This window comes from Segatella copri (assembly GCF_019249765.2).
Classification (GTDB): domain Bacteria; phylum Bacteroidota; class Bacteroidia; order Bacteroidales; family Bacteroidaceae; genus Prevotella; species Prevotella copri_K.
In genome coordinates, this window is sequence record NZ_CP152484.1 from 2141964 (window position 1) to 2160986 (window position 19023).

Below are 19023 nucleotides of genomic sequence, written 5' to 3' on the forward strand. Positions count from 1 at the left end.
TTCAAAAGTTATATTCCAATGTCAGCATATAATTGCGCTTCGGCATCGGATAGTTAAGTATCACGTCATAATCCTGACTGAAGATGTTGTTGACATCCAGTCTTGCCGACCATTTCCTTGCATGATAAGCCACGCTCATGTCGTGCGTATACCAGGGCTGGAGATGGTTGTAGAGGATGTTCTCTTGCTGCGAATAACGTTCACCGGAATAGATGAAGCTATACGCCAAGTCCAACTCTCGCCATGACAAGCCCAAGATAGCAGACCCACTGTGCCATGGGATATAAGGTATCTGGTCCTTATAATAAGAGGTATTGGAATCGGTCACGTCGCGAGCATCCTGATAAGTGTACTGCAAGCGGGCCGTAACTTTCCAACCCTTGGCTGGTTCCAGTCCCACTTCAGCCATGGCATCGACGCCCTTGATGTGTACCTTGCCCAAGTTGAGCATCGTCCAACGGAACTGCTGCCCCTTAGGATAAGCCACAATTTTGTCGTGCACCGTATTGTAATAGCCATCCACCTGTAAGCGGAAATGGTCGACGATGCCTTGCTTCCAATCCTTGTTCAGCACAAATCCCAGGTCATATTGCAACGCCGACTCTGGATTCAACTTACTGTTACCCATATCTGCATAGTAGAGGTCGTTGAAGGTCGGCATGCGGAAGCTTTTCTTAGCGAAGGCCTTCACTGCCAGCAACTTGGATTCGAACGGATAGACATTTACAAAGAATGCTGGCGTCAGTGTGCTGCGAGATGACGATGACGCCCCATACTTCACATGGTCCTTGACCACCTGCTCCACCAACGAGGCTTGTGCCTGGATGCGTGACAGCGTCAATGCCGTGGCTAACGACACGAAGTTGGAGTAACGATGAGGGAAAGCAAAGTCCACCATATTGGCATTCAACTTGTTCCACTTGAAGTCATAGCTCATTGAGACACTCCACTTTGGCAATATCTCATAGACATTCGAAGTGGAGAAATACATCTCCTGCTGACGATAGGTATTGTCTACATGTATCTGCGTCTCATCATTATTGACATAGCGCGTCACATAATAGGCATACTTAGCCAATGCCTTGGTAGAGAATTTGTCACCAAATGACTTTTGGAATACAGCCTGTCCAAAGGTATTGTGGTCCCACTGGCGTTCGCCTCTTCGCCACACATTGTTGACGATGGCGCCAGGTATTCCCCTTTCCGAGTGGTAGGTGTACGCCTTCACGTTCCAATATCCATCGGCAATGCCTCCCCTCACGTTTTCCTCGATACGGAAAGCCCAAATGTCACCATTGTGGCGCACGGCGGTGGTATCATAAGCCACCGTATTGTCTTCTGTCACTCGCCTATAACGAAACTTATAGCGTCCGCTCGACGTCAGCACACCTGTACTTAACGAGGAAGATATATGATCGGAGAGTTTCTGCTCCCAAAGCGATGAAAACCGGAAGGTATCGCTCGACCCATACTTAGCCATCACCAACAAGTTGTATCGCCTGCCCATTATGAAGCGGGGAGCCTTGGTACGGATATAGACGGAGCCAGCATTACCAAAGTCGCTCGCTGGTTGGAAGATGGCACTACGCTGACCGTTGTAGAGCGAAATCTCCTCCACATTGTCGAGCGAGAACTGCCCCAAGTCTATCTGCCCATTCTGTGCATTGCCCAGTTCGATGCCGTCATAGAAGATACCCAAGTGATTGGTACCCATACTGCGAATGTTGACTGTCTTGATGCCACCCACGCCTCCATAATCCTTGAGCTGCAGGCCCGAGAAATAACGCAAGGCATCGGCCACCGACAAGGAATTCAACTTTTTGAGTTCCTCACCTCCCAATGTCTGTGATGGAATAGTTTCCCTGGATATCAATCGTGAGGTAACCACAACCTCTTGGATGTGATGCACTTGTACAGAGTCCTGCGTTTCGCCATTGGCAAAGGCAGACCTTGCAACAACACCCAGCATGGCTATTGCAAACAATCTTTTCATCTACTATTATGTTTTTATCTTCATTCAAAAGCCTAACCCACGAGGCTCAATGATTTCATCCTCCATCACTTCCTGATGGTAGAGATGGCAACGGCAGGTCTTCTGACTTGCGTCCTCAAACTCATGGCAAGCGGTCTTCCCGAAAAATGTCAGTGACCATGATGCTTGCCGCAATAAGACGCTTACAGCAGCGGGACTGTCCGGGCTTCTCACCCGATTCCCTTTTAATCACTACGCACCAGTCCTGCCTAAGGCGGCAGAAGGTGGCAGCGAACCAATTGCGGGTGCAAAGGTACTATAAAAAAATGAATAAAAAGATAACTTTATCCGCTTTTTTATTCCAGCAAGGATAAAATTATCTTTTTATTCAGAGTTCAGTTTATTCTTTTACGATTTCCAGGAGTTCTGCTAAATCATCGATGATCCATTCGGCAGAGGCGAGCTGTTGGCGGGTTCCGTTGCCATAAGTCACGGCACAGGCCTTGCAGCCGGCATGATGCGCCATATCTACATCGAAGGTCATATCGCCCACTACAAGGGTTTCATCTGCCGTTCCCTTCATCTCCTTCAATGCCTTGAAGACCATATCGGGTGCTGGCTTCGCATGCTCCACATCATCGCCCGCCACAATGGAAGAGAAAATATCCTCCAACTGCATCTGTTTCACATATCCATCCAACGAGCAATGGTTTCTGCTACTTGCCATTCCCAACACAAATCCGCGATGATGCAACTCCCTGAGCGTTTCTATCACATGAGGAAACGGCTTTACGATCATCGTTTGCTTGTTTTCCAGGAATATCTCCCGATAAGTAGCAGCACACTCCATCCCTTCCTCATCACTCATATCAAAGAGCGAAACGAAGGCCTCATCCAATCGAAGCCCGATGGTCTTGGCACAAGCCTCCTCCGATTTCACTTCCAGCTTTCTTGCACGCATCGTATCCTGCAGGGTCTTCACTATGAGACTCTGCGAATCGCCGATGGTTCCATCAAAATCAAAAATTATATACTTCATTATTCTTACCTTATTTGAAAACGGTCACAAAGGTACAGATTATAACTGAAACTACAAAGCAAATTGCTCACGAATTGCCTTTATTATGTTATTACGAGCCACTTCTGGCTTCATCGCCTCATCCAATGGCATTTCTTCAGGAGTAACCTGAACAACTCTATCAAATCCTGCATCCAGCATAGCCTTTCTATCGCTAACACCGCCCGATACTAGCCATATTTTCTGATTGGTAACATGCTCCAGAATCCTTTGCGGCAGTTTCCCCATCAAGGTCTGACGGTCACTATGACCTTCGCCCGTAATCACGAGATCAGCATCCTGAATGAGCACATCAACCTCTATTTTCTCTAAAAGCAGTTCAGCCCCTGGACGAGCCTCTGCATTGAAATATTGCAGGAATGCATAACCCAGTCCTCCGGCCGCACCAGCCCCAGGAACCTCACTCCTATCATATCCAAAATGCTTGGCGCTTACCTCGGCAAACTTCCTTGCCCTATCATCCAACATCTGCACCATCTTAGCATCAGCTCCCTTCTGAGGCGCAAAGACGTGAGCCGCCCCATTTTCGCCACAGAGCGGATTGGTAACATCAGAAGCCAGCACAAAGCTGCATTCCTGTCGGATTTTCTTCCAGTCGTCGCCCATCGCCTTAAGCATCCCAATGCCGCAATCGGATGTGGCGCTGCCGCCCAAGCCCACGATGAAACGTCGCACGCCCCGGCGATAAGCATTCATAATCATCTCGCCCACGCCCCAGGAAGTAGCCTTCATCGGGTTGCGCTGTTCAGGCTCAATCAGAGCCAGTCCTGCAGTCTGCGCAATCTCGATAATCGCCGTATCATCCACGATTCCGTATTCCGCCTCAATCCATCTCATCAGCGCATCATGGGTATGAATCTTCACTCGCTCTCCCTTCATCGCCGAGAGGAAAGCATCGAGCATACCCTCTCCCCCATCACTCATTTCCAGGGTAATAATTTCGGGAGAAGCATCATCTGAATCCAATTTCTTCATTTCAGAAGCAGCATCAGGAGACAATTTCTTTATTTCGGGAGAAGCATCATCCGCATTCCATTCCTTTAATCCCGAAGCAATCGCCTCATTTACCTCTCTGCTCGAAAGGCAACCCTTATAAGAGTCACAAGCTATTATTATCTTCTTATATCCAGCCCCATCCATCAGTCTGAGGCCATCATTTTTCCTATCCATATCCTATTTATATTATATCATTCCAAGAATCATCGCCTATCAAGCGATTCCCCTTTCAGCCCGCAAAATTAGCCATTATTCTTGAAACCACAAACCTTTTTTGGAAAAACTTTCAAAAACTGATGCTTCAGATAAGAGCTGATAGAAAAAAGAGGTTAAAACATTTGGCTATTAAAAAGATTCCTCGTATTTTTGCAGTAGATTTTTCAAAGGTTTTCTAAAGGTTAAAGGCTTATGTGCAAATATGAAGAAATAGAAGGTTGGCGACTCTCGAATGGCAAGACGATTCGGGAAACCAATAATGCCGTACACGATGAGGTGGAACGAATCTACCTGGAAGCGTGGGCGAAAGGCATTTCCGTGCCGTATTTTGAAAACGGAAAAACCTATCTTGCTAATCCTGATGGAAGCGATGTAGAAGCAACTCTTGATTTTGCGACACGCGAATATACTATCATAAAACAAGTTGCAGCTCCAGGAAAGGGGAAAATGAGTTACTTACTCCATTAATTACTTCGTAACACCTCTTTTTCTATTAAGATTATGAAAAGAAGACCTGAATTTACAATTATAGCCGGTCCAAATGGAGCTAGCAAAAGTAGGCTTGGAATATTTTATTCTACAGTAAAAGCTTTTGACGGAGACCTTCTAGCAATGTCTCTTCGAAACGAACATCCTGATTGGATAGAGCGATGGATAGATGGAACTGTTATCTCTTCATTGATGAAAGAAAAAGAAGAAGCCATTTCACAAAACAAGAATTTTGCTTTCGAAACGAACTTCTCTACAGATTTGCCAGTCAATCTTGTTCAGGATTTTAAAGATGCAGGTTATAAAATCAGCCTCATCTTTTTCGGCTTATCCTCGAAAGAAGATTCTCTATCTCGTGTTATCCAAAGATACACAATGGGCGGTCATAATGTAAACCAAGACGTGATAGAATATAACTTCACGGAAGGCATCAAACGAGTAAGAGCCTCTCTACCACTTTTTGAAAACATTCTTTTCATTGATGGCACTTCCGATTTTGGCGACATTGTTGCCATTCACATCGAGAAATCAGGCAAGCATCAGATAACAGATCACCCAGCCGAGTGGTTCGACAAATACTTCAAAGAGGCATTCGATGCGCTTGTTGATGGATAGGAAGCGGACATGTACTTTGGCAGAATCATAGGCCTCACCTATCGTTTCGGCGGCTACAAGGCCAAGCAGCATGAAGAAGTAGATACTTCCAGATTCGGGAAATAAAAACGAGAAAAGCTCACCAAGACCCTCAAAGTCCTGGCGAGCTTTTCTCTTTTCATATACACTATTCAAGTTTCTTTACTTCAAAATATTGACATATCCCTTATTCTGTACCAATTCAGAATTTAAATCGATGCATTTCTGAGGAATCGGGAAGACGGTGGTGTAGCCGGAGGATTCACCCTGAAGAGGCGTACGGAGATCGTAGGCACCGGTGAATTTGCCGAAGCGGATGAGATCCTGACGACGCCATCCTTCCCATACCAACTCCAGCAACCGCTCTTCCAGAATGTTATCGAGCGTAGCCTTACGGTAAGGCATTCCCACACGGGCACGAATCCTATTCAACTCCTCATCACCATTCTCTCCGTTTCGGACCTTTGCCTCTGCCTTCATCAATAAAGCATCTGCATAGCGGAAAAGAACTAGGTCGTTACTCTGCAACTTGCCATCCATATAAGAGGTTCTATCCACCTCATACTTCGCCATTCTCGCTCCAGCCGTCTTGACAAACTTACTGTTGGTCAGGTTTTGAGCCACTTCAAAAGGCTGATACTCCAACGGCTTTCCATTATCCATCAGCAGTTCATGACCATCTACCTTTACCACTCCCGCCACAAAGTTCATCTTGCAACGGGCATCTTCATCATCCTCGCCATAATGATTGGCTTTCATCGTAGAAATCGTGGCACAGGTACCATTCTCACTTCCCCAGCCCAAGGCACCGCCATGCGTATAATGGTAAGAGCGGAAGAGATAATGGAACTGGTTGGTATAGATATTCTTATCCATCGGAATCGTGAAGATGTTCTCCTTCGATGTCTCATTATGCGTAGAGAAATTGAATGAATCATCCGACTCCAGGACATAGCCTTCTTCTGCCAGTTTATCACAATAATAAATGCAGGTTTCCCAGGCATTCAACTTCCTACACTCCACCTTATCGCCATTACGCAAAGAGGCATCAGAAGCCGGCACAGAGAAATGAATGTCACTTCCCTTCGGACGGCTCGCATAACCCTGGGTCCAGTCATCATACATATAGATTTCTGCATTCAAAGCCAATTTCGCCAACAGAAAGTTGACTACCGGCTGGGTGATGCGACCATAATAATTGCCTTCCTTATTGCTGTGCTGGTCGGGAAGTGAAGGCAATACCTGCTGCAACTCCTGAAAGACAAACTGGAAGATAGAACTGCGATCTGTCTGACCTTGGAACAGGCTGGAATGAAGCTGTTCTGCACTGGAAAGGACCAATGGAACCCGACCGAACATGTCCATAGCATAGTAATAGAACATAGCCCGGATGGCTCTTATCTCAGCCCGATATTCCTCCTGCTGTGCGGCAGAAAGCAGGGCCGACTTGTTGCTGATAATATCCAAAGACTTATTAGCCAGCACGATAACCTTATAAAGGTACTTCCACGTATCATAAAGAGACTGGTCATCGGCACTCCACCGATGCTGGTACATGGCATTCCAGAGGCCACCATCATACCAGTCGCCGCCTCGAATCGGAATCATCGCCTCATCGGTGGTCAGCGTATTATAATCGTAAATGCCACGGCAGGTGCCCTGGATGCCCTCACTCTCGTTAGCTCCACCTATATAATTATAGAGAGAAGCCACGGCATTGATATAAATATCAGATGCAGAGCCATAGATGGCATCCTCGTCCAACTGATCCTTAGGATGTTCGTCCAGGCAGGATGTCATAGACAATGCCGCCAGCAGCAGAAATAAAAATCTATATCGTTTCATAACTTTCTGATTTTAGAATTGAACACTTAAACCCAATGAGAAGGTTCTGTAAACAGGATAAGTCCGCTTATCATCAATACCCATCGTACTGTTCACCACGTAGCTGTTAATCATCGGAGTCAAGCCGCTGTAACTGCTGATGGTGGCAAGATTGTTGACACTCGCCGAAACTCTGAGCGACTGCACCACGCCCTTTCGGATAGGGATATCATAGCCCAGCGTGAGATTCTCAAAGTTGAGATAATCGCCCTTCTCCAACCAATAATCAGAAACATTCTGGTCAACGATATTCTTCTCAGGAGCTCCCTTCAGCACATTATAATCCGGGAAACTCGACATATTGGTGTAGGCTAAACCCGTACCATTGAATATCTTATGTCCGAAGGCTCCGTTCATCTGCAACGAAAGATACCAGTCACGATAACGGAAACTGATATTGGAACCCAACGTTACCTTAGGAGTAGCCTGACCGGCAATATATCTGTCACCGCCATCACTCAAATCTACGGTTCCGTTTTTGTCCAAATCTTCGATATCATAGCGGTAATGCCCATTTCCATCTTCTATAATCCCCTTGCAATGAGGAAGATAGAATACCCCCAAAGGCTGACCAACTATCTGATAGACCACATTGTTGTAACCACCATGCTGACCGGCACCCGACAAGGCACCCATCGCAGTAATATCGGCTGCCGACATCTGCATTCCGTCATATTCACCACTCAGCGAGAGGAGTTTGTTCTTCTGCCAGGAGAGATTCATATTGATATTCAGTTCCATGTCCTTCTTCTGGATAGGAGTGAAGGAAACGCCGACCTCCAAACCCTGGTTGCTCATAGAACCCAGGTTTGCCAACAGTTTATCATAGGCAAAAGGCGGAATCGGCACATCATAGGCATAGAGCATGTCGGTGGTCTTGGAATAGTAATATTCTGCCGTCAAAACCAGCCTGTTGTTCCACAATCCCAAATCAGCTCCGATATTCCAGGTAGCGCGGGTTTCCCACTTCAGATCAGGATTGTTATTGCTAATCATTCCCATCGTAACCGTAGGAGAACTGTTCACCGAAACAATACCATTCTGCCGCACCGTATTCAAAGTGGTATAAGAAGATATTCCGCCAAGATTACCTGAGCGTCCATAGCCCGTACGCAGTTTCAGCATGGTAATTTCCTTGAGAGAACGGAGCCATTTCTCCTGCTTCATATCCCAGGAAAGAGAGACGGATGGGAAGAAACCCCAGGTATGGTCATTGCCCACCATCGAAGAACCGTCGCCACGCATGGAAACCGAAAGACTATACTTATTATATAAGGTGTAGTCGATATTGCCCATCACAGAAGCCAGGGTCGGATCTTCGTAGTTGCTGTCTGTCCCACCGAAAGGCCGTGATGCAGCAGCACCTATGTTATGGTAATACATGTCGTTGTTGGTGATTCCCTTCGCAGAAGTCCAGAATCCCGTTCGGATATCCTTCTGATATTCTGCACCCACCATTGCCTTCAGATTGTGGATTCCCCACGAATGCTGATAGTTAAACGATACATTGGCAAGCCAGTCCTCGCTCTTGAACTCCCCACGATAGAGATTGCCCTGCGCCCAAACCCAGGTAGGACAGAACTGGTTGTTCTCGTTGGAAGCATAACTATATGCTCCGAAGGCAGAAACACTCAGAGAATTTGTCATATCATAGTTCAACTTCAGATGAGCATTGAAGTTCATGTTCTTCGTATCATTACGCTCCTTGAGCAAGGCAGCGGGAGGATTCACCTGAGATGCAGCCCCATTCTTCACCCAACTGCCGTTCAGCTTATCATAAGGATAAGTAGGATTCATGGCATCGGCAGAATAGAAAAGCGCCTGACTGTCGAAGATATCATTGTTCTTGAAAGACGAACCGAACACGCCGAAATCTCCCGTCAGTTTATCGCCAAACGCCTTCTGGGTGACATCAATCTTAGCCACCAGATTACGATAGCCCTTGCTCCGAATAATCGTGTTATGGTCGATATAGCCAAAAGAAGCGCGGTAGTTGCTCTGCGGAGTGCCACCGCTGAAGGCCAGATAATGGTTCTGGATATTTCCGGTTCGGGTAATCGCCTTGCGGAAATTGGTATCATATCCCTTATTGTTATACTCCAGCCCATACTTCTGTGCAGCAGCTATGTATTCGGCGGCATTGAGCATCTCCATACTTTTGTACATCGCCTCTATACCATAGTTTCCCTCGTAAGAAATCTGAAATCCCTTACCCGTACCCTTCTTGGTCTTTACCTGGATAACGCCCGAAGCACCACGGGAACCATAGAGTGCCGTTTCGCTGGCATTCTTCAGTACTGTAAAGCTCTCTATATCGGCGGGATAGATTGTAGCAAGCGTCGCCACATCAGAAGTAACACCATCAATAATCACCAGAGGATCATTGCCGCCCATGATAGAAGTTGTACCGCGAACCCGGACGGAGTTCAACATAGCAATACGGTCAAGACCATTGGTAGTGACGTTAACACCTGCCGTCTGTCCGCTCAAGGCATCCAGGGCATTATTGAGCACACCCTTCTTCAGAAGTTCAGGCTCCACTACACTCACCGAACCTGATAAGCGCAAGGAATCTAAGCCTTCGATGTTCACAGACTGAGCACAGAGGGTTTGGGGTGCAAGAATCATCGCACCCATCGCATAAAATATGGTTTTTAACTTCTGTTCCATAACTATTTCATCGTTTAGTCAAGGTTCAAATCGATTTTCGATTGCAAATATAATAAAAAAGAGTGATTCAAAGTACGTTTTCTTGAAAAAACTTCAAAAAAAACAAGCTTCTTGGAATTATTTAGTTGGTGACAAAGTTACACTTTTTTGTTGAGATAACCGCATCATCTGGCAGAAAAGTTTAAAATATTTATCCTTTCGTGCCAACATTACCACTTTCAGTCCGCTGGCACATAAGTTGCAAAAACAGAGAGTGAAAGCTGAAGCCAAAAGATAAAGGAGTTCAGAAGAATGACGGAGTTTCGAGGCGAATGCAAAAAAATAACAAGAATATTAACAAGCAGAAATCCCGACGGAGCCGTAAGGAACCGAGAGGACGAGTAAAATAAAATTTGGAGGTTTTAATTATGTTGTTAGCACGTAGAAATAATGATTCAGATTGGTTGAGTAACTTCTTTGATGATACTTTATTCAATACCGAAGTAATGTCACGTATGAATGCTACTGCTCCTGCCATTAACATCAAGGAGACAGATAAGAATTACATCATGGAGGTTGCAGCTCCTGGTTTGAAGAAAGAGTGGGTTCGTGTAAACATCGATAACGATGGTAATCTGAACATCGCCATCGAGAACAAGATGGAACACAAGGATGAAGACAAGCACGAGCACTATCTGCGCCGCGAATTCTCTTACAGCAACTACCAGCAGTGTTATACGCTGCCTGAGGATGCTGATCGTGAGAAGATTTCAGCAAAGGTAGCTGATGGTATACTCGAGGTCGAGATTCCAAAGCTTACTCCTAAGGAGGAGGCTAAGACTACAAAGAACATCGAAGTCAAATAATCATCTCCCATAAATGATGGAGGCAGATTCCAAAGCAATTTGGAACCTGCCTTTTTTTGTGCTCTTACCTGAAACATCGCATTTTTCATCTACCTTATTATAATGATTTTCATGGAGTAGCCAAAAGTTTTTCACCATATTTTTTTTTCTTCCATAATTAATATGTAATTTTGCAGGCAGAAAAGCAGATATGAAAGCTTCTGCTTATAGAATTCAGAACATTTATATAAGAAACAGATGAAGAAAACAATTCCAGTAATAGGCATGGCTTGCAGCGTATGCTCTGCCAATGTTGAAAAGAAGCTGCAGTCGCTAGAAGGCATCAACTCCGCCTCGGTTTCCCTGGCGAGCCGAACTGCCCTGGTAGACTATAACCCCGATATCATCTCTCTGGAAGATATGAAACGGGAAATCAGCAACGCCGGCTACGACCTCGTCATCGAAAACGACAGAAGCGTGGAGGAAATCAACCGCCGTGAGTTCACCCTCCTGCGCCGCCGAACCCTTGCTTCCTGGCTCTTCGCCATTCTGACCATGTGTTTCTCCATGGGCTGGATTTCCCTGGGTATGGAACAGAATATGATTTCAGATGGCGTTGCCTCGGCTCATCACTCGAGTTCCTTCGCCAACCAGATCTGTCTGCTCCTGGCACTCGCCAACCTGCTCTACTGCGGCAAACAGTTTTATGTTTCCGCTTGGAAACAGCTTTTACATCATACGGCAAACATGGATTCGCTCGTAGCACTCAGCACCCTCATCGCCTTCCTCTTCAGCACCTTCAACACCTTCTTCGGAGAAATGGTATGGGGAGCGAGAGGCATAGAATGGCACACTTATTTCGATGCTTCCGTGATGATCATCACCTTCGTGCTGACCGGAAGATGCTTGGAAGAAAAGGCAAAGGACAGTACGGCGAGCAGCATTCGCCAGTTGATGGGAATGCAGCCGAAAACCGCCCGACTGGTGACTTACGAGAAGATAGAAGGCACCAACGACTACAAGATGGAGGAAGTTCCGATTTCCACTATTCAGATAGGCGACATGATAGAGGTAAGAGCCGGCGAGAAGATTCCGGTGGATGGCGTGGTTACCCAGGCAGAGAGTTTCATGACTCCCGATGCTGCCTATGTAGATGAAGCGATGATAAGCGGCGAACCGACTCCGGCGATGAAAAAGGCAGGCGACAACGTGCTGGCTGGCACCATTCCGAGTCAGGGAAAGCTCCGCATGAGAGCCAAGCAGATTGGCGAGAACACCGCCCTGGCGCACATCATCCGCATGGTTCAGGAGGCGCAGGGCAGTAAGGCGCCCGTGCAGCGCATCGTGGATAAGGCGGCTCTGATTTTCGTTCCAGCCGTGGCAGCCATCGCCCTCATCACCTTTTTAGTATGGTGGCTGATAGGCGGAAACGCTGCTCTTCCGCAGGCCATCCTTTCAGCCGTAGCCGTATTGGTCATCGCTTGTCCATGCGCCATGGGCTTAGCTACTCCTACCGCCCTGATGGTGGGCATCGGCAAGGCGGCGCAGAAGCAGATTCTCATCAAGGATGCGTCGGCGCTGGAGAATCTCCACAAGATTAACGCCCTCGTCATCGACAAGACCGGCACCCTCACCATTCCTAACCAGAACATCGATTTCACCAAGCAGGAGGATTTGGATCTGGAGACGAGAGAGACCCTCAAGCCTCATGCCCAGGAAGCGATGAAGCAGTTGCAGGAAAGGGGAATAGAGGTGTATATGATGAGTGGCGACAAGGAGGAAGCGGCTCATTATTGGGCTGATAAAGCCGGCATCAAGCATTACCAGAGCAAGGTGCTGCCTGGCGACAAGCAGGCATTGGTAAAGAAACTTCAGGACGAAGGCAAGCAGGTAGCGATGGTGGGCGACGGAATCAACGACACCCAGGCCCTGGCCCTTGCCAACGTGAGCATGGCGATAGGAAAGGGAACGGATGTGGCGATGGATGTGGCGCAGATTACGCTGATGAGCGACGACCTTCTGGCACTTCCGGAAGCCGTAAAACTGAGCCAGAAGACGGTTCACATGATTTGGCAGAATCTGTTCTGGGCGTTCATCTACAACATCATCTGCATCCCGTTGGCAGCCGGAGCCCTTCATATCTTCGGCATTGATTTCCAGATAACCCCGATGTGGGCAAGTGCCCTGATGGCCTTCTCCAGCGTAAGCGTAGTGCTTAATTCGCTGAGGTTGAGATTAGCGTAAAATGATAGAAAATGGCAGATTCCTGATGCGTTAATTTGGAATCTGCCATTATTATATTTTCCTCCCTTTCAAGCATACCAAAATACACCTTTCTTTTACAGAGAAAGAAGGAGAAAAATGCTCTTAGGAGCAAGAAAAAGTGGTTCCGATGGCACGTTCCACCCCTTCAGAAAGCTAAAATAAGAGGGGTAAAAGGTAGGATGAAAGGGGAAAAACGAGGAATTTCTTGATATATTTTTGTCAAGATTCTAGTAAAAAAGCAAGAAAACTGGGGTAGAGAGAAGATGAATATGTGCTGTTCCTACAATACAAAACATGGTACAAGCCGAAACTATAATATAAGCTAATTTGCTGATTACCATTATATTACAATCATCCATCTCTTCTTCTCGAATAACTATCAGAAGCCTAATCCGGTCATTATCGGTCACGGTCATTTTCGGTCATTTTCGTTTTCGGGGGCGCAAATCTCCCCTATAGTATTATATAAATATATTTATATATACTATAGGCCCAAATGACCGAATCATTTTTGAAAATGACCGAAAATGACCGTGACCGAAAATGACCGCTTTCCCAACATCAAAAAACGATTCCAAAGGCAGCTTTTGCAATCAGATGCACAAACCGAAAACACTTATACCTCTACACATCAGCTACTTACGCACTATTTTTCAACATTCTACCGGAAAAAGCTTGCTTTCTGCTTAGAATTTTTGTATCTTTGCACCGGCAATCGAAAGAACAGCCTTCTTGTGCCAAAAGTCGGTCATCTATGACGACCGAGGCTGGTCTTAATAGATGGCAGGCGCCGGTCATCAATGAAGACCACAAAAATGGGCAGGAAACGGCTTTCTGGGGAATTGTGATTCAAGGAACTCTTAAACGCAGACTGAGCATGATCAACTTTAAGAACTTTCAAAACTTCAAGAAAGACTCCAGCATTACAAACAAGTGGGGAGAGTTATTCCTCCCCCTCTACCTTGCAGCTGTCGAACCCCATCTCCTTGGCTTTATCAGGACCAAAGGTAAAGTAGATGGCTTCGCCCTCATCACAAACCTCGCCTTTAGAGTTCTCCAGAGTCAGGTGGATGGTGACGATATTGCGGCGCTGACTGGCGATGTGACCACGCACCGTAATCTGCGAATCGGTTGTCATCACAGGCTTCTTGTACTTTACGTTAAGTTGCATCGTCACACCCGTTGTCTGCAGTTTGCGGTTGATAACCCAGCCTGCCACTTCATCCATCAGCATACTGATGATTCCGCCATGCAGGGTGTTGATCCAGCCCTGGTAATTCTCGCCGGGATTCCAGATGGTAAGCACATCCTCACCCTCTTCCCAAAACTCAAGATGCAATCCCACAGGATTGTTTGGGGCACAGCAAACGCAGTTGTAACCCTCCTTGTTCAAATATGGATTTAATATCTTCTTCATTTTCTAACTTTTTTAAACAATGCAAAGGTACGAATAATATCTGATAAGACAAAGTTTTTAAAAAATATTATTGTTGGTAGCCGTTTAATACCTAAAAATAAGGACTGAACAGAACCTTCCATCCATATAAGAGAACCACAATACCTAGAAATGAGGATAGCAAAGAGCCTTATTTATTTAGATTAAATAAAAATACTAATTATTAAGTATTGCAGGATTTTAAAATATCAAGTATCTTTGCAGCGTGAATTAGAAAGATGCTCGCAAGCGGCGGGCAAATGAACAAGAAATTATACAAAACATAAAGAAATGAAGAGAATTATTTTTATTATTTTAAGCAGCATCAATATCTGCCTTGCTCATGCACAGAGCTTTAACGGACAATATATTTCGGAATGGCAATGGGACATGAACAGGAACACCAATTTGATTAATCAGCTGAGATTGGAACTGAGTGTTCCGATAGGAAAAGGAAAGGATTCGTTCGAGGCGGCTACGCTGCATGTGGCAAAGACCAACGATGGCATTATTGATGACTGGCAGGGATTTTCGAACATAGATGCAGACAATAACTTCGCCATGCTTGCCGTGCTGGGCTACATGCACGAGTGGAATTCAGGTCATCTGTTTGTAGGTGTGAGGAATGTGAACGAGGATTTCTTCACCTCTGATGTTACGGCACTTTTCCAGAACAGTTCTGAGGGAATCTTTCCTACCGTTGCTTCCAGCTATCCGATAGCCAACTATCCGTATTCAGGCTTGACCCTTTACTTTGATGTAACCAAGGGAGGATGGACTTTCAGAAACAGTCTGTATAATGGTGCGGGATATAATGGCTGGAAAGCGCACGACAATCCTTTCCTGGTTCGCCCGAAGAAGGATGGAATCTTCAACATGTCGCAGTTGGAGTATGAACATAAAGGTGGAAAATATTTTGCGGGTGCTGCCGTCCATACCCGTCAATATCCAATCAACGAGGATGGCGAAATGGTTTCTGCCGATGAATCCAAGGGCAAAACAACCTGTGGCTGGTGGATTTACGGAGAGCAGAGTGTATGGAAGGCTGACGACAAGAACATTTCGTGCATGGTGCAATATTCCGAGAACACCAGTCATCAGAATGCCTGCTACCGATACGCTGAACTGGGCGGCGCCTATCAGGACGATAAGAACGAGTGCGGCCTGTCAGGTCAGTACGCCCGCTTCCAGCAGGGTTCGGAATATTCGCTGGAAGTAACATGGAAAAGACAGCTGACGGAATCCATCTCCCTTCAGCCATCGTTCCAATACATCAAAAACGACAATGGAGATTTCACGGCACTCAGTGCCCGACTCTATGTCAGTTTCTAGCAATCCATTTCGGCAAGACCAGGGTGCCCATCACCAGGAAGGGGTAATAGAAGATGGCGCGCCAGAGCATGGCGGCAAGGATGGCTACTGAGGCATCGGGCAGGAAATCGGCATAATAAAGGCGGAACATCAACTCTGCCACGCCACTTCCGCCAGGCGTAGGACTCAGAATGGAAATCATCCACATCACCCATTGGCGGCACCAAGCCACCAGCATGTTGCCCTGACAATGGAAGGCAATGAGAATAGCTACCACGATGGCGAATCTCGACAGCCACGCCAGGGAAGTATAACCCATCAGCTGCAGCCAGAATCTTCCGCCCTCCAGCTTTGCCTCCTCCGAAGCCATCGTCATCTCCTCGGAAAACTTCTCTACCTTGGGCAGGAATCTGCGAAGGAAAGGAATCTTGCAACATCCCTTCAATACCCAGCCCAGAATCTGAGGACGATGCAACAACAAGAGGTAGAGGATGGCCGTCCAGACAGCAACGATAAGGGTGCTGACGATGAAGATAACCTGCACTCCGCCCTTAATCCATTCGTTCGTAGCATCCGCAGAAATCCCCACTCCATCAGCCAAGCTGAACAAGAGATGCGATGGAACACAGAAATAGAGCAACACGCAACTGATGGCAAGAAAAGCCTCATCAGCCAGCAGGGCTGCAAACATGGTGAAGATACTTCTGCCCATAGAAACTCCCTCGCGATTGAGATAGACAAAAGCCAAACCACTTCCCCCCACCGCCGAAGGAGTGACGGCAGAAGTAAACTCGCAGAGCACATTGATGCGGAACGCCTCGGCTACGGATAACTTACGCTGGCAGAGATGACGGAAACGGAGGGTGAGCATCAGATTCTGGACCGCAAAGAGCAACACGCCCATTACTACCCCCAGAAAGAACCTGGGAGACAAATCTATCCTGCTCAGAACTTCCACATCAAACTCCCGAATCATCATTCCAACGATGACCACCAGTCCGATGGAAGCCGCCAACCATAAATGCCATTTTTTCATATTATCCCCAAATTAGACTATACCTTATTATATATAGTAATATAACGATTAAATGGCTAATCTATTTTGTTGTCCGTCAATTAAATGCTGATATCTGTCCAAAACTTTATTTGAGAATCTTATAAATCGGCGAAGCCTCCGGCTGTTGATTATCATCATTCGTAAACGGAACCTTCAGGATGCTGGCAATGGTAGGAGCCACCTGCTTGGTGTAGATGGTTCTGCCCCCTTCCATTTCTCCCAGATGCTGAATATCTTTTCCGAAAGCCACCAGCCAGGTTTGGTTGCTGCCTTTGATTTCTTTACCATGTTCTGTCCAGGAAGCTTTGGAATCTACTTCGCCACGGTTGGCGTGAACGCCCAGGCTTTCTCCCCTACCATGATCGCAGGTAATGAGAAAGGTGGTGTTGCCCTTATAAAAGGGGTCTTGCTGGCAGCATTTCCACAACTGGCGGATAAACTGGTCGTTCTGATGGGCAGCATTCAGATACTCCTGCCATTTGCCATGGTGCCCGTAATAATCGGTCTCGCAAAACTCTACGAAGAGAAGCTTGGGATGCTTCTCCATGAGGGTTTTCAAGGCACGGTTCAGAGTCACGCTGTCATTTCTTACCTGTTTGCTCACCCTGTGAGGAGAGCGGAAATCCACCGGCAATTCGCTTCTGCGATAATTCAGGATATAAGGAACCACATCCCAACTCGCCACGGCATTCACCCTGTCCTTGTACTCAGAACAAGCCTCAGCCAATTCCAGAACCGAACGATTGGGGTTATACTGCTTGCGGTTGTCGAAGATGTGCTCATCATCGGTTACACCACAGAGCATCTCGCTGTAACCGGCATAGGATTTCCAGATGCCGTTTGCCACCTCCATCTTCGATTTCCGGTTACGGTTGCCTATCATGCAGCCCTTCTTCCTGCCCATCTCCCAGAGAAACGGCATCAGACTGTCGCGCCTGGCGCCCTCAAACACCTCCTGCCATCTCAAACCATCAATGGCTATCACTACCACACGCGACTCCTCCTTCTTGCTATCCTTGCCATACACGGCGAGCAGGAACAACAAGGGAAGAAGCAGCAACAATGGAATCATTTTCTTCTTCATAAGCCTGGTTCTCCTTTCTATAATAATAAGTATCGTAAGCGTTTTCTATGGCGGCAACGATTCGGCTTTCAGCATGGTTCTCCCACATTCTGAACTCCACATCCTCCTCGTAATCACGGGCAAAAGCCTTCAGTTTATCGATGTCGAAATCCTCGCTCACCACGCCAGCCATTTCTCTTTCTGCATCCATCGCATTACATTCCTGCTCCACATGAGCCGGAATCAGCATGCAAGGCTTGCCCATGTAGAGTGCCTCGCAGACGCTCTCAAAGCCGGCGGTGGTGGTGAAAGCCTTGCAGCCAGCCATCATCTTGAGGAATTTTTCGTCGTTGATGCGATGGAAGGTGAGCGTATCATCCACCTTCAGTTCTTCGGGCGCATCAGGCTGATCCCAGAAAAAATGAAGACGGGTATGGGGATGCTTCTCGTGCCAAGCCTTCACATCCTCGGCAAAACCGGCATTCAGCATGTAGCCCATAATGTAGTCGCCATGATGGCGGATGATGGTCTTGGCTTCCTGACGGAGCAACGGCGGAACCACCTTAATGCCGTGCACAGGCTCATCCCCGTAGTCACGGATGGAGAGCGCCAACTTGGCTGTGGCTCCCATACAGGTGATACGGGTAAAGAATTTTAATAAAGATTCTGGTACGGAATACTTTCCAGGCATCTGGAAAGAAGGATGGAGGAAGAGGTACTGGTGACCGATGCAAACCTCAGGAATACCGAAACAGAAGAGAGAACAGGTAATGCCGCACAACACCTCGTAGAAATTGATGATGATGTCGGCTCCGCTCTTTTGGATATTCTTCCGTATCAAATGGATACTTGAAAGATAGTTGGGAACCAAGAGCGTATTGTAAGCCAGGGAGCGCAGGAGATTGAACTTGCGGTTGTCCTTAGACGGCAAGAAATTCGGACTGTCAAAAACCTCGATAGGAGTACCTATCTTATTCTGGAAGAACTCAGGAATCACCCTGTTCTTGCTCTTGCCCACTAAAACCTTCACTACTTCATGGCCCTCGTGCAGAAGCATCTGCTTAAGCGCCAACGCCTGGGTGAGATGACCTCTACCCTCTCCTTGAATTACAAAAATTACCTTCATTTTT

At 46.8% G+C, this 19023-nt stretch carries 14 protein-coding genes and 1 riboswitch; of the genes, 5 read left to right on the forward strand and 9 right to left on the reverse strand.

All coding sequences use genetic code 11. The features are described 5' to 3' along the window. Position 1: 1 nt before the first annotated feature. The 3 genes from KUA46_RS09345 to KUA46_RS09355 form a co-directional block, all read right to left on the reverse strand. Positions 2-1993, reverse strand: coding sequence for a TonB-dependent receptor (locus KUA46_RS09345; RefSeq protein ID WP_218487526.1), 1992 nt, complete (start codon positions 1991-1993; stop codon positions 2-4). A 75-nt stretch (positions 1994-2068) separates the two neighbouring features. Further along, a riboswitch (cobalamin riboswitch) is annotated at positions 2069-2251 on the reverse strand. 121 nt (positions 2252-2372) lie between these two features. Next, positions 2373-3011, reverse strand: a complete 639-nt coding sequence (locus KUA46_RS09350; RefSeq protein WP_218487525.1) for an HAD family hydrolase — start codon at positions 3009-3011, stop codon at positions 2373-2375. A 51-nt stretch (positions 3012-3062) separates the two neighbouring features. Beyond that, entirely contained in the window at positions 3063-4220 is a 1158-nt protein-coding gene (locus KUA46_RS09355) for a glycerate kinase family protein (protein WP_218487524.1), read from the reverse strand. A 234-nt stretch (positions 4221-4454) separates the two neighbouring features. On the opposite strand from KUA46_RS09355, the gene KUA46_RS09360 reads away from it, so the two are divergent. Continuing rightward, a complete protein-coding gene (locus tag KUA46_RS09360; RefSeq protein WP_022121591.1) occupies positions 4455-4730 on the forward strand; it encodes a hypothetical protein in 276 nt (91 codons plus the stop codon). A 33-nt stretch (positions 4731-4763) separates the two neighbouring features. Further along, the gene (locus KUA46_RS09365) at positions 4764-5366 is read left to right on the forward strand and encodes a hypothetical protein (RefSeq protein ID WP_006846405.1); all 603 of its coding nucleotides are present in this window, start codon (positions 4764-4766) and stop codon (positions 5364-5366) included. Positions 5367-5546: 180 nt separating this feature from the next. Here the strand turns inward: KUA46_RS09365 and KUA46_RS09370 are convergent, their stop codons facing one another. Next, entirely contained in the window at positions 5547-7229 is a 1683-nt protein-coding gene (locus KUA46_RS09370; protein ID WP_153137882.1) for a RagB/SusD family nutrient uptake outer membrane protein, read from the reverse strand. Positions 7230-7241: 12 nt separating this feature from the next. Continuing rightward, a complete protein-coding gene (locus tag KUA46_RS09375) occupies positions 7242-9896 on the reverse strand; it encodes a SusC/RagA family TonB-linked outer membrane protein (protein ID WP_218487535.1) in 2655 nt (884 codons plus the stop codon). 449 nt (positions 9897-10345) lie between these two features. Here KUA46_RS09375 and KUA46_RS09380 point away from each other — a divergent pair, with 449 nt between their 5' ends. Continuing rightward, positions 10346-10783 (forward strand): Hsp20/alpha crystallin family protein, encoded by a 438-nt coding sequence (locus KUA46_RS09380; RefSeq protein ID WP_022121596.1) that lies wholly within the window; start codon positions 10346-10348, stop codon positions 10781-10783. Positions 10784-11020: 237 nt separating this feature from the next. Beyond that, positions 11021-13006 (forward strand): heavy metal translocating P-type ATPase, encoded by a 1986-nt coding sequence (locus KUA46_RS09385; RefSeq protein WP_218487523.1) that lies wholly within the window; start codon positions 11021-11023, stop codon positions 13004-13006. Between the two features lie 964 nt (positions 13007-13970). Here KUA46_RS09385 and KUA46_RS09390 read toward each other — a convergent pair. After that, on the reverse strand, positions 13971-14444 hold the full coding sequence (locus KUA46_RS09390) for a PaaI family thioesterase (RefSeq protein ID WP_022121659.1): 474 nt from the start codon (positions 14442-14444) through the stop codon (positions 13971-13973). Between the two features lie 309 nt (positions 14445-14753). Here KUA46_RS09390 and KUA46_RS09395 point away from each other — a divergent pair, with 309 nt between their 5' ends. After that, positions 14754-15794: a carbohydrate porin gene (locus tag KUA46_RS09395; protein WP_218487522.1), complete on the forward strand. Its 1041-nt coding sequence runs from the start codon at positions 14754-14756 to the stop codon at positions 15792-15794. On the opposite strand, the gene KUA46_RS09400 is transcribed toward KUA46_RS09395, so the two are convergent. The 3 genes from KUA46_RS09400 to KUA46_RS09410 all read right to left on the reverse strand — a co-directional run bounded on the left by KUA46_RS09400 (position 15784) and on the right by KUA46_RS09410 (position 19019). Further along, positions 15784-16809 (reverse strand): lysylphosphatidylglycerol synthase transmembrane domain-containing protein, encoded by a 1026-nt coding sequence (locus tag KUA46_RS09400; RefSeq protein ID WP_218487521.1) that lies wholly within the window; start codon positions 16807-16809, stop codon positions 15784-15786. The two genes, KUA46_RS09395 and KUA46_RS09400, sit on opposite strands and share 11 nt — an antisense overlap. Positions 16810-16915: 106 nt before the next feature. Beyond that, positions 16916-17914 (reverse strand): alkaline phosphatase family protein, encoded by a 999-nt coding sequence (locus tag KUA46_RS09405; RefSeq protein ID WP_218487520.1) that lies wholly within the window; start codon positions 17912-17914, stop codon positions 16916-16918. Beyond that, on the reverse strand, positions 17841-19019 hold the full coding sequence (locus KUA46_RS09410; RefSeq protein ID WP_218487519.1) for a glycosyltransferase family protein: 1179 nt from the start codon (positions 19017-19019) through the stop codon (positions 17841-17843). Before KUA46_RS09410 ends, KUA46_RS09405 begins: the two co-directional genes overlap by 74 nt. Positions 19020-19023 lie beyond the last annotated feature (4 nt).

Bases quoted from the DNA above. Each gene is read 5' to 3' on its own strand.
- KUA46_RS09345 (WP_218487526.1), bottom strand. From the start codon at position 1,993: ATGAAAAGATTGTTTGCAATAGCCATGCTGGGTGTTGTTGCAAGGTCT.
- KUA46_RS09350 (WP_218487525.1), bottom strand. From the start codon at position 3,011: ATGAAGTATATAATTTTTGATTTTGATGGAACCATCGGCGATTCGCAG.
- KUA46_RS09355 (WP_218487524.1), bottom strand. From the start codon at position 4,220: ATGGATAGGAAAAATGATGGCCTCAGACTGATGGATGGGGCTGGATAT.
- KUA46_RS09360 (WP_022121591.1), top strand. From the start codon at position 4,455: ATGTGCAAATATGAAGAAATAGAAGGTTGGCGACTCTCGAATGGCAAG.
- KUA46_RS09365 (WP_006846405.1), top strand. From the start codon at position 4,764: ATGAAAAGAAGACCTGAATTTACAATTATAGCCGGTCCAAATGGAGCT.
- KUA46_RS09370 (WP_153137882.1), bottom strand. From the start codon at position 7,229: ATGAAACGATATAGATTTTTATTTCTGCTGCTGGCGGCATTGTCTATG.
- KUA46_RS09375 (WP_218487535.1), bottom strand. From the start codon at position 9,896: ATGATTCTTGCACCCCAAACCCTCTGTGCTCAGTCTGTGAACATCGAA.
- KUA46_RS09380 (WP_022121596.1), top strand. From the start codon at position 10,346: ATGTTGTTAGCACGTAGAAATAATGATTCAGATTGGTTGAGTAACTTC.
- KUA46_RS09385 (WP_218487523.1), top strand. From the start codon at position 11,021: ATGAAGAAAACAATTCCAGTAATAGGCATGGCTTGCAGCGTATGCTCT.
- KUA46_RS09390 (WP_022121659.1), bottom strand. From the start codon at position 14,444: ATGAAGAAGATATTAAATCCATATTTGAACAAGGAGGGTTACAACTGC.
- KUA46_RS09395 (WP_218487522.1), top strand. From the start codon at position 14,754: ATGAAGAGAATTATTTTTATTATTTTAAGCAGCATCAATATCTGCCTT.
- KUA46_RS09400 (WP_218487521.1), bottom strand. From the start codon at position 16,809: ATGAAAAAATGGCATTTATGGTTGGCGGCTTCCATCGGACTGGTGGTC.
- KUA46_RS09405 (WP_218487520.1), bottom strand. From the start codon at position 17,914: ATGAAGAAGAAAATGATTCCATTGTTGCTGCTTCTTCCCTTGTTGTTC.
- KUA46_RS09410 (WP_218487519.1), bottom strand. From the start codon at position 19,019: ATGAAGGTAATTTTTGTAATTCAAGGAGAGGGTAGAGGTCATCTCACC.